Here is a 13560-nt window from a genome sequence, read left to right as displayed (position 1 = left end):
TACGGGGCGCCCCTCAGGAGGTGGCCCCATGCTCACCGCACCCCTCGTCGTCGAGTTCCCCTTCACCCGTTCCCTCGGGCCCGTGCAGAGTGCCTTCCTCACCGGGCTGCGCGAGCGAACCGTCCTCGGTGTACGCGCCGCCGACGGCCGGGTGCTCGTGCCGCCCGCCGAGTACGATCCCCGCACCGCCGAGGAGCTCCGCGACCTCGTCGAGGTCGGCAGCACCGGCACCGTCACCACCTGGTCCTGGGACCCCGCCCCGCGGCCCAAGCGGCCGCTGCGCACCCCCTTCGCCTGGGTGCTCGTACGCCTCGACGGCGCCGACACCGCCCTGCTGCACGCCCTCGACGCCCCCGGGCCCGAGGCCGTCCGCACCGGTATGCGGGTCCGTATCCGCTGGGCGGCCGAGCGCACGGGCGCCATCACCGACATCGCCTGCTTCGAGCCCTACGAGGGTGAGATCGAACGGACCCAAGCCACCCCGCACGACGGGCAGTTCGCCGCCCCCGTCACCGGCATCACCACCCCCGCCCGCCTCGACTACACCTACACCCCCGGCCGCGCCCAGAGCCGCCACCTCGACGCCCTCGCCCGGCACCGCATCACCGGCGAGCGCTGCCCCGCCTGCCGCAAGGTGTACGTACCGCCCCGCGGGGTCTGCCCCGCCTGCGGCGTCGCCACCGCCGAGGAAGTGGAGGTCGGCCCCCGCGGCACCGTCACCACCTTCTGCGTGGTCAACATCAAGGCGCGGCACCTGGACATCGACGTGCCCTACGTCTACGCCCACATCGCGCTCGACGGCGCCGGCCTCGCCCTCCACGGGCGCATCGCCGGGATCCCCTGCGAGCAGGTGCGCATGGGCCTGCGCGTCGAGCCCGTATGGACCGGCGACGGCCGCCACCCCGACCACTACCGGCCCGCCGGCGAGCCCGACGCCGCCTACGACACCTACAAGGACCTGCTGTGACCGCCCGCTTGCCGGACATCGCCGTCGTCGCCTTCGCACAGAACGTGACCCCCGACCCAGGGCTGTCGGAGACCGAGATGCTGCTGCCCGTCCTCACCGACGTGCTCGCGCAGGCCGGACTGGCGCCCGGCGAGGCCGACTTCACCTGTTCCGGCTCCAGCGACTACCTCGCGGGCCGGCCCTTCTCCTTCACCATGGCCCTCGACGGCGTCGGCGCCTGGCCGCCGATCGCCGAGTCCCACGTCGAGGCGGACGGCGCCTGGGCGCTGTACGAGGCCTGGGTGAAGCTGCTCACCGGCGAGGCGGACACCGCCCTCGTCTACGCCTACGGCAAGCCCACGGCCGGGGAGTTGGAGGACGTCCTCACCCGGCAGCTCGACCCTTACTTCACGGCCCCGCTGTGGCCCGGACCGGCCGCCCTCGCCGGCCTCCAGGCGCAGGCCCTCGCCGACGCGGGCGAAACGGTGCCCGCCGGCCCCGGCAGCACGGTCGTCGACGGCGCGGCGGCCGTGGTGCTCGCCGCCGGGGACCGCGCCCGCGCCATGTGCGCACGCCCCGCCTGGGTCCGCGGCATCGACCACCGCATCGAGCCCCACGCCCTGGGCCTGCGCGACCTCACCCGGTCGCCCTCCACCCGCCTCGCCGCCGAACGTGCCGGAGCATTCGCGGCACCCGTGGACACCGCCGAACTCCACACGGCCCACCCCGCCCAGGAGTTGATCCTGCGCAAGGAGCTGCGGCTGACCGGCGACGTCGTGGTCACCCCCTCCGGCGGCGCCTCCGTCGCCGACCCGGTCATGGCCACGGGCCTGATCCGCATCGGCGAGGCCGCCGACCGCATCCGGCGCGGCGAATCGGACCGGGCCCTGGCCCACGCCACGTCCGGGCCGTGCCTGCAGCACAACCTCGTCGCCGTCCTGGAGGGGGAGTGCCCATGAGCGCCGTCCACAAGGAGCCCGTCGCCGTCGTCGGGATCGGCCAGACGAAACACGCTGCCGCCCGCCGCGACGTCTCGATCGCCGGACTCGTCCGCGAGGCCGCCCGACGCGCCCTCGACGACGCCGACTTGGACTGGTCCGACATCGAGGCCGTCGTCCTCGGCAAGGCCCCCGACTTCTTCGAGGGCGTCATGATGCCCGAACTCCACCTCGCCGACGCGCTCGGCGCCGCGGGCAAGCCCGTGCTGCGGGTGCACACCGCCGGCTCGGTCGGCGGCTCCACGGCCCTCGTCGCGGCCAACCTGATCGCCGCCCGCGTCCACGGCACCGTCCTCGCCCTCGCCTTCGAGAAGCAGTCCGAGTCCAACGCCATGTGGGGCCTCTCGCTGCCCGTCCCCTTCCAGCCGCCCCTGCTCGCCGGCGCCGGAGGCTTCTTCGCACCGCACGTCCGCGCCTACATCCGGCGCACCGGGGCGCCGCCCGGCGTGGGCGCCCTGGTCGCCTACAAGGACCGCCGCAATGCGTTGAAGAACCCTTACGCCCACCTCCACGAGCACGGCATCACCCTGGAGAAGGTGCGCTCCTCGCCCATGCTGTGGGACCCCGTCCGCTACTCCGAGACCTGCCCCTCCTCCGACGGCGCCTGCGCCGTCGTCCTCACCGGCCGGGCCGGCGCGGCCCGTTCGCCGCACCCGCCCGCCTGGCTGCACGGCGGCGCCATGCGCAGCGAACCGACGCTCTTCGCCGGCAAGGACTTCGTCTCGCCCCGCGCGGGACGCGACTGCGCGGCCGACGTCTACCGCCGGGCCGGGATCACCGACCCGCGCCGCGAGATCGACGTGGCCGAACTGTACGTCCCCTTCAGCTGGTACGAGCCGATGTGGCTGGAGAACCTCGGCTTCGCCGCCGAGGGCGAGGGCTGGAAGCTCACCGAGTCCGGGGCGACCGGACTCGACGGGGACCTGCCCGTCAACCCCTCCGGGGGCGTCCTGTCCACCAACCCCATCGGCGCCAGCGGCCTGATCCGCTTCGCGGAAGCGGCACTTCAGGTACGGGGCCGGGCGGGTGAGCATCAAGTGGACGGCGCGCGCCGGGCGTTGGGCCACGCCTACGGCGGCGGGGCGCAGTTCTTCGCCATGTGGCTCGTCGGCGACCGGCCGCCCGGAGGCTGACGGAACCTCGTGCGGGCGACCTGTGCGGCGACGGCATCGCTCGCTAGGGTTGGGGCCGGGACGACGAACCGGGAGGTGTGCGGACGTGGCAAACGGCACGACGGAAGCATGGGCGGGCGGAACGGCTCCCGATCTCGACCTCGCCAACGCCACCTGGCAGACGAGCAGCCAGGGTCGCAGGAGCGGAGTGCAGGTCGCCTTCGTCGAGGGCTTCGTCGCCATGCGCAGCGGGGGCAACCCGGACGGCCCGAAGCTGATCTTCCCGCCGGGGGAGTGGCGCGCCTTCGTCCTGGGTGCCCGCGAGGGCGAGTTCGACCTCACCTGAGGCCGGGCCCCGTGCGGGCGCGGGGGGCTGTGCGAGCAACCACGGACGGTGCCCCCGTAGGATGGTGGCATGTCCTTCCTCCGCCGCCGCAGCGCCGCCACCCCCTCCGGGCCGGACTTCGACGTCCTCGCCATGGACCCGGGGGACTGGCCGGGCGATCTCGGGGCCGGGCTGCTGCCCGCGCCCGACGGGAGCTGCCAGGGCGTCTTCCTCCGCTACGACCTGTTCGGCGGACGCGGCCCCGCGATGATCATCGGCAACCTGCCCGAGGGCTCCCCCGCCCGGGAGCTCGCCGAGGGCCAGGTGCCCTTCGAGGTGGCCCAGCTGCTCGCGGCCCTGGGCAACGAGGAGCAGGTGGAGGTGCTGGAGACCGAGGACGTCCCCGTGATGCACGAGGACAACCTCCTCATCGTGCGCCGGCTGAAGTGCTCGGAGGGCCGCATCTCCTGCACCCAGTTCGACCGCAGCGACGGCGTGCTCGTCACCATCGCCAGCTGGGACCGGCCGATCACCGACGACCTGTACCAGCTGCTCAAGCCGCTGCCTGCGGAGATGTTCCAGGCGGGCTGAGCCCCTCGACCGACAGGAGCCCGGCACGGCCGTCGCCGTGCCGGGCTCCTGCATGCCGTATCAGTGGTTCGCCTCAGCGGTTCGAGGGCCGGAGCGTGACGTCCGAGGCCTTGACGAAGGCCACCCGGTGCCCGAACTGGATCTCGTAGTAGACGTCCTTGCCGCGGATCACCTTGTGGCCCGCGGGCTCGAAGGTCGTCGCCCACAGGTACTCGCTGGGGGAGCGCTGGCCCAGCACGTAGGCCTGTCCGGCGAGGAGCTTGTACGGCAGCGGCTCCACGGTCTGGACGGGGACGCCCTGCGGATAGGCCTCCTTCTCGGGGAAGGCCCGCCCGTACACCGGGATCTCCTCCAGCCCGTCCCGCGGAGTGACGAACTCGCCGCTCGCGTTCAGGGCCGTCGGCTGCCGCCAGGGGTTGTGGAACCAGGCCTTCTGCCCCAGGTACCAGACGGCCGTCCAGTCGCCCTGGCGGTCGGCGACGGCGAACTGCTGGCCGGTGGAGGCGCGGGCGCCCATGTCGTTGACGTCCGTCGTGGACGGGCCGTCGCCGTGCAGTCCGACGTCCTGCACCAGCGGAGCCTTCTCGTCCGGCGCCGTGTGCAGCCGCACCGCGCCCGAGCCGTGCGGGGCGCAGGGCTCGCCGGGCTTGACGCAGCCGGTGTAGTCCGGGCGGTTCTCGTCGTAGTCCGGGTCGATGGTGACCATGCCGCTGTAGGGGCTTGCCGTGGACCGGAAGCGCTTGCCCAGCAGACCGAAGTAGTGGTCCCAGTCCCAGTAGGGGCCGGGGTCGGTGTGCATGCCCTTGATCGCGGCCGCGGTGGTGCCGGGGACGTTGTCGTGCCCCAGGATGTGCTGGCGGTCCAGCGGGACGTCCAGCTTCTGGGCCAGGTAGCGCACCAGCTTGGCGGACGCCAGGTACATCTCCTCCGTGTACCAGGCGTCCGGCTGGGCCAGGAATCCCTCGTGCTCGATGCCCACCGACTTGGCGTTCACATACCAGTTGCCCGCGTGCCAGGCCACGTCCTTGGTCGGCACGTGCTGGGCGATGTGCCCGTCGTTGGAGCGCACCGTGTAGTTCCAGGAGACGTACGTGGGGTCCTGGACCAGCTTGACCGTGCTCTCCCAGGTGCCTTCGGTGTCGTGGACGACGATGAAGTCGACCTTCTGGGAGCCGGGCCGGTCGGCGACGTCGTGGTTGCCGTAGTCCTTGCCGTTGTCGAGCTTCTGGTACGGCGCGGGGATCGACTCGCAGGCCACCGAGCGGGGGCACTCCACCTGCTCCGCGTGCTGCAGACCCGGCAGCCCGAGCCGGCCGAGCTGCTCGGTGCGGGGGGCGAGCCCGGGGGCGCCGGGCAGGGTGACGGCCTGGCCCGCGTCGGTGGTGCGCTGCCGGCCGGCGCGGATCGCGTCGAAGACGTCGTCGGCGAAAGTGGCCGCCGTCGGCGAGTCGGTGGCGCCGGAGTACGCGGCCACCGCTCCGTACCAGTCGGCGGGGTTGCCGCCGGCGGCCAGGCCCAGCCGCTTCTGCGCGTCGGCGAGCAGAGCCGCACCGCCCTGCACATTGGCCGCGGTGCTGCTGCGCAGCTGCCCGGCGGGCAGCCCGGTGAGGGCGGCGGCGCGGGGCAGGGTGCGCAGCCGGGCGGGGAGGTCCGCCGCTGCGGGGACGGGCACGGGGACGGACATGCGCCCGCCGCGGGCGGGCCGGTCGGATGCGCCGCGGGCGTCCCCGGCTGCCTCGCCCGGCCCGCCCGCGGCGGCCACGGCGGTGGCGGCGTCGGTCAGGTGCATCGGGCCGTAGCCGCCGGTGACGCTGGGGGCCCCGGCGTGCGAGTCCCAGCGCGATTCCAGGTAGGCGACGCCGAGCAGCACGCTCTGCGGGACGTGGTACGTGGCCGCGGCAGCGGTGAACTCCCGCTGCAGGGAGTCGGGATGGGGCGGCTCGGCCGGCACCGCGGGGGCGGCGGCGATCACCGGGAGCAGGAGGGCGGCCGACGCGACCGCGCCGGCCGCCCGGGGTGTACGGCGGCTTCTTCGGAGCTCTCTGCAGGGCGCCTGCCGTGACCGGTGTTGTTGCGATCCTCGCAATGCGGCCTCCTCTGGACGGACCGTGCCGTGCGCCGGCGCACGTGGACCGAGATGGGGCGAACCTACCAAGAGCCCCAGTGGGATCAGACGATCCGTCAATCAGGCTGAAGGGGCCGCAATGCGCACGTCAACGTCCGCGCCAGGCGTTTCGCGGGCGGGCCTCAGGGCCCGTCCGGACAGCCCTCACCCGGATTGGTGACGGCGGTTCGGTGCAGCCGACACGCCGAGGCGCCGCGCGGGGGTTGCGCGGCGCCTCGGCGTCGGGGTGTTCATCGGGTGCCGACGGCGGCCCTGACCGCGCGCCTGGCCAGCGCGCAGTCGTCGTGCAGCCGGCGGAGCAGCAGGCGCTGTTCCTCGCCCGACTCCGCGCTGCCGGGGGTGGCCGGCTCGTGCAGGGCACGCTGCACGGCCGTTTCGTACGTCCGGATCTCGCGGGTCAGCACCAGCATCAGGTTCACCAGGAAGGCGTCCCGGGAGATCGGCCCCGCGGCCTGGGCGTGCTGGCTGATCTGACGCCGCGCCACCGGCGCGTCCCCCAGCACCGCCCACAGCGTGGCCAGGTCGTACCCCGGGAGGTACCAGCCGGCGTGGTCCCAGTCGACGAGCACCGGACCGGCGGGGGAGAGCAGGACGTTGGAGAGCAGGGCGTCCCCGTGGCAGAACTGCCCCTGCACATGGGCCAGACCGTGCAGCAGCTTCTGCAGGTCGCCCAGGTCCCGATCGGTCAGCAGGCCCAGCTCGTGGTAACGGGCGATGCGCTTGCCGTAGTCGAGCGGCATGTCGAACATCCCGGCCGGCGGGCGCCAGAGGTTGACCCGGCAGACCGCGCCGAGTGCCGCCCTGACATCCGCACGGGGGAGCGTATCCACCGGGTGCCGCTGGACGGCGGCAGGGCGCCCGGGCATGCGCTCGATGACCAGCGTGCAGTTGTCGGGGTCGGCGGCGATCAGCCGGGGAACCCGCACCGGAGGACGGTGCCGCACGAAGGCCCGGTATGTGGCTATTTCGTGCCGGAAGCGCTCGGCCCAGGACGGGGAGTGGTCCAGTAAACACTTGGCCACGGCCGTCGTGCGTCCGGTGGTGCCGACCAGCAGGACCGAGCGGCCGCTGCGGCGCAGCACCTGAACGGGGTTGAACTCGGGGCAGATGCGGTGCACGGAGGCGATCGCCGTGCGCAGCTGCGCGCCCTGAGGGCCGGACAAGTCGATTCTCCCGCTGAGGGGTTGGGCGCCGAGCCCCGGGCCCCTCCGTGCCCGTCCGCCCCCGAACGCGGCCCCCACGGCGTGGGAGGGGTCGAGGTACGGGCCGCTGCCGCTCTGCTGGGGACGGAGCGGCCGGGGCGGAGCGGACACGGAGGTCGATGCTGCATACATGGGCGGAACAGATCCCTTCGTGTCGGCGAATGCGGCGCTCCCGGTCTCCCGGGCCGTACACGCACCCTGGGGAATGCGGTCCGGCAACCGGGCGGCCGGGGTTGCGCGGTTCTACATCACACCCACGGCCAGGTGGCACACCATCTGGCGCACCCTGGCGAACCCTGGCGAATACTCGCCTGGCCCATGACGGGCCGATACCTTCAAGTCAGCCGAGGAACCTGGGGGCTTGACGTGACGAGTGAACCCAACACCCGCCTCGCGGACCTGTTCGGCCTGGCCGGATGGTCCAAGGGCGAGCTCGCGAGACTTGTGAACCGGCAGGCGGCGGCCATGGGCCACCCGCAGCTGGCGACCGACACCTCGCGGGTGCGGCGCTGGATCGACATGGGGGAGTCCCCGCGCGATCCCGTGCCCAGGGTGCTGGCAGCCCTCTTCACCGAGCGCCTCGGCCGTGTCGTGACCATCGAGGACCTCGGCTTCGGCCGTCGCGGGCGGGCCGGCAGCAAGGTGCAGACCCCGGACGGGCTGCCGTGGGCGCCCGAGCGGACGGCCGCGGTCCTCACCGAATTCACGGGAATGGACCTCATGCTCAACCGACGCGGCTTGGTGGGCGCGGGCGCCGCGCTCGCCGCAGGATCGGCACTCAGCAGCGCGATGCACGACTGGCTGCACACCGACCCCATCCTCGCTTCCGACGCTCCCCGATTCGACGACCCGTTGCGTGCGCATACCGTGCACGCCGACCCCGCTGCCTTCGACCGCTACGAGGCGACGCCCGTGGGCTCCACGGAGATCGACGCCCTGGAGCACTCGGTCGAGGTCTTCCGCGCCTGGGACGCCTCCCGCGGCGGCGGCCTCCAGCGCAAGGCCGTGGTGGGCCAGCTCAACGAGGTGGGCGGCATGCTCCAGTACCACCACCCCGACCATCTCCAGCGCAGGCTCTGGGGCGTCGCCGCCAACCTGGCGGTGCTCGCCGGCTGGATGTCCCACGACGTGGGCCTGGAGCCCACCGCCCAGAAGTACTTCGTGATCGCCGCGCACGCGGCCCGCGAGGGCGGCGACCGGCCCCGGGCCGCGGAGGCCCTCTCCCGCGCCGCCCGCCAGATGGTCCACCTGGGCCGCCCGGACGACGCCCTGGACCTGATGAAGCTGGCCCAGTCCGGCTGCGGCGACGAGACCCTGCCGCGCACCCGCGCCATGTTCCACACCATCGAGGCCTGGGCGCAGGCCTCGAAGGGTCAGGGGCAGGCGATGCGCCGCACCCTGGGCAAGGCCGAGGACCTCTTCGTCTCCGACCGGGGCGACGTGCCGCCGCCGAGCTGGATGCAGCTGTTCAACGAGGCGGACATGCACGGCATGCAGGGGCTCGCCTACCGCACGCTCGCCGAGCACGAGCCGACCGCGGCGGCCCCGGCCCAGCGGCACGCCAAAGAAGCGCTCGACCTGCGGGAGAACGGCCGGCAGCGGTCGCAGATCTTCGACCACATCTCGATCGCCTCGGCCTGCTTCATCGCGGGCGATCCCGAACAGGCGGACTGCTACGCCCGGCTGGCGCTGCTCACCATCGGCGACACCTCCTCGCACCGCACCTGGGACCGGCTGCGCGAGATGTACCGGCTCACCGGGAGGTACACGGGCAGCTCGCGGATCGACGAGCTGCGGCAGGATCTGCGGCGGGCGATGCCGAAGCCCTCGGCGACGGTCCGGACGGCGCAGGCGTGACCGCCCGCGGCTGCGGAAGCAGCCGCGGGCGGACCGGGCTCAGGAGCCGACGCGGGCGATCAGCACGCAGGCGTCGTCCTCGCGCTCCGTGCCGTCGAACTCCTCCAGCACGGCCCGTGCGCACTCCTGGGCGGTGTCCGCCGCGGTGAAGCGGGGGGCCAGCCCCAGCAGCCGTCCGGCGTCCGGTGACAGTCCCTCGGTGTGCAGGACGAGTACGTCGCCGGGCAGCAGTTCGTCCCGGACCTGGGCGTACTCGGCATCGGCGACGGCGCCGAGCAGCACGCCCGCCGGCGTCCGGAGCGCACGGGCCGTGCCGTCGCGGAAGAGCAGCGGGGCGGGGTGTCCGGCCTGGGACCACAGCAGGGTGCGGTTCCCGGGGTCGTAGCAGCAGCAGAGGGCGCTGCCCAGGGCGGGTTGCGCGGAGGCGTCGAGCAGGTGGTTGAGCCAGCCCATCAGGGGGCCCGGCTCCGTCCCCGCCAGGGCCATGCCGCGCACCGCGCCCAGCAGCATCGCCATGCCGGAGGTGGCCGTCACCCCGTGGCCGGTGAGCCCGCCGACGGTCAGCAGCGTCCGCCCGTCGGGCAGTTGCAGGGCGTCGAACCAGTCGCCGCCGACGAGGGTGCTCACGGCGGAAGGGAGGTAGTGCCCGGCGAGGTCGAGCGCGCCCGCGGCCGGCGGGCGGGCGGGGTCCGGACCGGGCGGGAGCAGCAGGGAGCCGCGCCACGACGGCAGCACGGCTTCCTGCAGCTCGACCGCGAGCCGGTGCTCGGTCTGTGCCCGGTGCCGCTGGTGCTGCAGCGAGTCACGGGTCTCCTGCACCACGTCCCGGCAGCGCTGCAGTGCGCTGACGTCCCGGAGCACGGCCCACATGGAGGCGGTGCAGCCGTCGGCGTCGAGCACCGGCTCGCCTTTCATGTGCACCGTGCGCACGGCGCCGTCGCCGCGCACGATGCGGAACTCGCCGTCGATCGGCCTGCCGTCCACCAGGCAGTCGGTGACCATAGCGGTCAGCTGCGGCCTGTCCTCCTCCAGCAGCCAGGAGGGAAGCTCGTCGAGGGTCAGCGCGCCGTCCTCGGGGTGGCGGCCGAAGAGCCCGTAGAGCTCGTCGGACCAGGTGGCCGCGTCGGTGAGGAGGTTCCACTCGGCGCTGCCCACGGTGCCCACGCGGCCCGCGGTGCCCCGGGCGACGGGGCCGGCCGGCTCCCCGGCCGGGGCCGGGCCGGCGGCCGGCGGGCCCTCGCGGAGCTGGTCCAGGTGCTCGCCCAGGTTGTCGGCGTGGTGGGCGGCGAGCTCGCACAGGGCGCGCTGCCAGCGCAGCCGCGGGTCGTCCGACTGCTCGGCGTCCGCCGCGGCCTCGCGGCGCACGGCGTCGATACCGCCTCTGAGCCGCCGCGTCTGGGAGATGAGCGCGTCGACCGCGCCGTGCTCGGGGGACTCGGCGGAACGGTCCGCGGACACTGGGGACGGCATCTAGGACTCCGATACACGCGCGGCGGTGGCGCCGGCTCCGGGATACTTCGGTGGAGCGGCCGCTTCGACGACTGCTGTCACGACTCTTGCACAGGCAGCGACGGCCTGTAAGGGCTTTGGCAATACCCGATCCGGTGGTGCTGACGGCATATGCCGTGGACATGACCGTGACATATCAGGCACAGGTCGGTGGAACCGCCGCTTCCAGGTAGGCTGCGGGCGCCCGGACCACCGGTTTCCACAGTTCACCGGCATGGACGGGCGGACAGCGGCAAGAATGCCGTCCGGGAGGAAATCCCGTTGCCAGCCGACTCCCCGCACCGGATGCTGACTTCATGTTCGATCCAGACATAGCGCCCAGCGGTACCCTGCTCGGCCTCCTCCAGCGAGGCCGCGGCGACGGGACCCTGCATGCCCTCGCGGCGCCGCGCGCGGAGGCGCTCGCGGCGCTGAACCACTGCGTGTTGCGCGACCCGCGGCGCGACTGGCAGGTGGAGAACCGCTCGCTGTACTACGCGCGCCTGTATCTGGACCTCGACGGCGGACTCGGCGGGATCGAGCAGCACCTCTTCCACCCGGACGACCTGACCGACCCCGCCGAGGAGCGCACCGGCCTGGCCCTCGCCGTCCTCGGCCACCTCGCCTCCTACGGGCGCGACGACGCCCTGCGACTGCTGCGCCGCTACGCGGCCGACGGCGCCAACTGGTCCTGGGCCCTGGACGAACTGGCCCTGCGCGACGACGACGCGGCCCTCGCGGCCCTCGGCGAGCGGGTCCTCGCCCGCTTCCCCCGCACCTCCGAGGGCGACAGCGCCCTCGCCGCCGCCGTCCGCGACGCCTTCGAGCCCCGCCCCTGGCGGCTGTGGGCCGACGAGCAGCACTCCCCGCGCACCGCGGCCCGGGTGCGCGCCGCGCAGGAACAGGGCTCCTTCGACCGCTGGCAGCGCCAGCTGCGCCCGCAGGGCCCCCGGCCCGGCTGGAGCGTGCGCGAGGTGTTCGACTGGGCCCAGGAGGGCCTCGACCTGCACCCCGCCCAGCTGCGCCACGTCCCGGCGACCCGCTGCCTCACGGCCGTCGCCGGCCCCGAGGACCGGCTGGAGATCATCGAGGCCGCCGCCTTCGGCGAGGGCGCCGCCCGTGCCACCGCGCTGCGCTACCTCGCCGAGCACGACGACCCGCAGGCCCTCGACCTCGTCGAGGGCGCCGCCGGCGACCCGGACCCGCTGGTCGCCGAGGCCGCCGTCACGGCCTTCGAGCGGATGCGCAGCGCGGCCGCCCTGGAGCGCGCCCGCGCCTGGGTCCGGCGGACCGACGCGCTGGGCGGTGCCGCGGCCGGGATGCTCGCCTGCCGGGGCGCGCAGTACGACGCCGCGCTCGTCCTCGACGCCCTGCGCCGCACCGTGCGGTCGGAGGGCTGCGACGCCCCCGTGCTGTGGGAGCTGGCCGACGGGGCCGGGCGGCTGCAGATCGCCTGCGCCGCGCCCGTCCTGCGGCACGTGTACCGCGAGACCGCCTCCTCGCACCTGCGCGGCCGCGCCGCCCGCGCCCTGGCCGCCACGGACCCGTCCTTCGCCGCGGGGTTCGCCGTCGAATGCCTCTGGGACTGCGAGGAGACCACCCGCGAACTGGCCGCGCACCACGCGACCACGGCCGATGCGCGGGTCGTCCAGCAGCTGCGCAGACTGGCCGCCGACCCGGCGGAGGAGGCCGAGGTGCAGACGGCGGTGCGCAGCCGCTTCGAGCCGGGCACACCGACGGGCTGAGCCGCGGCGGCACTTCCTAGGATGGCGGGGCTCTGTCCCCGTTCCTCCTGGAGTGCCATGCCCGTCCCCGCCGCCCGCGTGCTGCTCGCCCTCGGCACCGCGTTCGCCCTCCAACTCGCCCCGGCCGCCGTCGCGGTGGCCCGCCCGGCCTCCGCCGTCCCCGTAACCGCCCCGGCCGCCACGGTCCGGATCACCGAGGGGCAGGTCGCCGGGACCGGCCCCGGCGGCACGATCGTCTACCCGTCCGTCACCAGCTGTCTGACCGTCACCGTGCGGCTGCGCGACGGGAGCAAGGTCGGCGCCCACGCCAGTCTGTTCCAAGTGCCCGGCGCCTACCGCTCGGACGCGATCCTGGCCGCGGTGAAGCAGCGCGTCGGCTCCCGGGCCGTCCGCGCGGTCGAGGTGCGCGGCGCCGTGGGCGCCTGGGACCCGGGCTACTTCACCAAGGCCATCGAGGCCTACGGCGACGGGGAGGCTGTCCCCTATCCGACGCGGCCCGACCCCGCGGGCCTGCAGCGGGCGGTGGCCGCGGGCCTGGGCGTGCCGCGGACGGCCGTGACCGTCCAGGACGTTCCCGACGGGGACCAGACCGTCACCTGAGGACCGGTAGCACACCGGCTCACGGCGCAGCACGGGATGCGCCCTGCGCTGCGGAGCGGGGCTGTGCAGATAATGGTGGTGCCCCCGGTGCGCCCGTCCCGGCCGCCGACGGGGCGTCAGTACTGCCGAAGCACCGAAACAGGGGGCCTGGATGAAGACCGATCAGCAGCACGAAGGACGGTTCCGAGCACGCATCGCCCGCAGGGCGTCCGCCGTCGTCGGGCTGGCGCTGGGCGCGGCCCTGCTGGCCGCCCCGGCGCAGGCCGCGAGCGTGACCGCCCCGGTGCCGGGCGTGCAGCAGGCCGCCGTGGCCGAGGGGGCGGGCACGGCCGTGCCGGCGGAGGCCGCGGCACAGCACCCGGTTCAGGCGCAGGCGCACCACCGTCACGTCACGGCCGCGCACCCGGCGCCGAAGAAAAAGAAGAGCTTCTTCAAGAAGCTGGGCATCTTCCTGATCGTCCTGCTGATCGTGGCCATCCTCATCGTGGTGGCCGTGATCGCGCTGATCGTCCACTTCATCCGGCGGATCTTCCGCCGCCGCTGACCCGGGGGGGGGGGGGGGGGGGGGGGG

General features: G+C 74.1%; 12 protein-coding genes. 9 read left to right on the top strand and 3 right to left on the bottom strand.

Annotated features, from left to right (window positions below; genetic code table 11):
• Positions 1–28 precede the first annotated feature (28 nt).
• From ACLHRZ_RS32375 to ACLHRZ_RS32355, 5 genes are all read left to right on the top strand, one after another.
• Complete coding sequence (locus ACLHRZ_RS32375) at positions 29–967, top strand: Zn-ribbon domain-containing OB-fold protein (protein ID WP_490422164.1); 939 nt, start codon at positions 29–31, stop codon at positions 965–967.
• A gap of 8 nt (positions 968–975) precedes the next feature.
• The gene (locus ACLHRZ_RS32370) at positions 976–1905 is read left to right on the top strand and encodes a thiolase family protein (protein WP_490422189.1); all 930 of its coding nucleotides are present in this window, start codon (positions 976–978) and stop codon (positions 1903–1905) included.
• Complete coding sequence (locus tag ACLHRZ_RS32365) at positions 1902–3077, top strand: thiolase family protein (RefSeq protein ID WP_490422163.1); 1176 nt, start codon at positions 1902–1904, stop codon at positions 3075–3077. Before ACLHRZ_RS32370 ends, ACLHRZ_RS32365 begins: the two co-directional genes overlap by 4 nt.
• Positions 3078–3162: 85 nt before the next feature.
• Positions 3163–3402 carry a DUF397 domain-containing protein gene (locus tag ACLHRZ_RS32360; RefSeq protein ID WP_490422162.1) on the top strand — a complete coding sequence of 80 codons (240 nt, stop codon included), beginning with the start codon at positions 3163–3165 and terminating at the stop codon, positions 3400–3402.
• Between the two features lie 69 nt (positions 3403–3471).
• Entirely contained in the window at positions 3472–3972 is a 501-nt protein-coding gene (locus ACLHRZ_RS32355) for a hypothetical protein (RefSeq protein ID WP_490422161.1), read from the top strand.
• Between the two features lie 73 nt (positions 3973–4045).
• Here the strand turns inward: ACLHRZ_RS32355 and ACLHRZ_RS32350 are convergent, their stop codons facing one another.
• Together ACLHRZ_RS32350 and ACLHRZ_RS32345 are read right to left on the bottom strand one after the other, a co-directional pair.
• Positions 4046–6058 (bottom strand): N-acetylmuramoyl-L-alanine amidase, encoded by a 2013-nt coding sequence (locus tag ACLHRZ_RS32350; protein WP_490422160.1) that lies wholly within the window; start codon positions 6056–6058, stop codon positions 4046–4048.
• A gap of 269 nt (positions 6059–6327) precedes the next feature.
• Positions 6328–7431 carry an aminoglycoside phosphotransferase family protein gene (locus ACLHRZ_RS32345; protein WP_490422159.1) on the bottom strand — a complete coding sequence of 368 codons (1104 nt, stop codon included), beginning with the start codon at positions 7429–7431 and terminating at the stop codon, positions 6328–6330.
• A gap of 234 nt (positions 7432–7665) precedes the next feature.
• On the opposite strand from ACLHRZ_RS32345, the gene ACLHRZ_RS32340 reads away from it, so the two are divergent.
• Entirely contained in the window at positions 7666–9156 is a 1491-nt protein-coding gene (locus ACLHRZ_RS32340; RefSeq protein ID WP_490422158.1) for a DNA-binding protein NsdB, read from the top strand.
• Between the two features lie 39 nt (positions 9157–9195).
• Here the strand turns inward: ACLHRZ_RS32340 and ACLHRZ_RS32335 are convergent, their stop codons facing one another.
• A complete protein-coding gene (locus ACLHRZ_RS32335) occupies positions 9196–10626 on the bottom strand; it encodes a PP2C family protein-serine/threonine phosphatase (protein WP_490422157.1) in 1431 nt (476 codons plus the stop codon).
• Positions 10627–10961: 335 nt separating this feature from the next.
• Between ACLHRZ_RS32335 and ACLHRZ_RS32330 the strand changes: the two genes are divergently transcribed.
• The 3 genes from ACLHRZ_RS32330 (at position 10962) to ACLHRZ_RS32320 (ending at position 13533) form a co-directional block, all read left to right on the top strand.
• Positions 10962–12389, top strand: a complete 1428-nt coding sequence (locus tag ACLHRZ_RS32330) for a HEAT repeat domain-containing protein (protein ID WP_490422156.1) — start codon at positions 10962–10964, stop codon at positions 12387–12389.
• Between the two features lie 57 nt (positions 12390–12446).
• Complete coding sequence (locus tag ACLHRZ_RS32325; RefSeq protein ID WP_490422155.1) at positions 12447–12989, top strand: hypothetical protein; 543 nt, start codon at positions 12447–12449, stop codon at positions 12987–12989.
• Between the two features lie 151 nt (positions 12990–13140).
• Entirely contained in the window at positions 13141–13533 is a 393-nt protein-coding gene (locus ACLHRZ_RS32320; protein WP_490422154.1) for a hypothetical protein, read from the top strand.
• Positions 13534–13560: the final 27 nt, after the last annotated feature.

Source organism: Streptomyces sp. AM25, assembly GCF_058146165.1.
The sequence above is the reverse complement of the archived record's forward strand: the minus strand, read 5'-3'. Positions and strand labels throughout refer to the sequence as shown.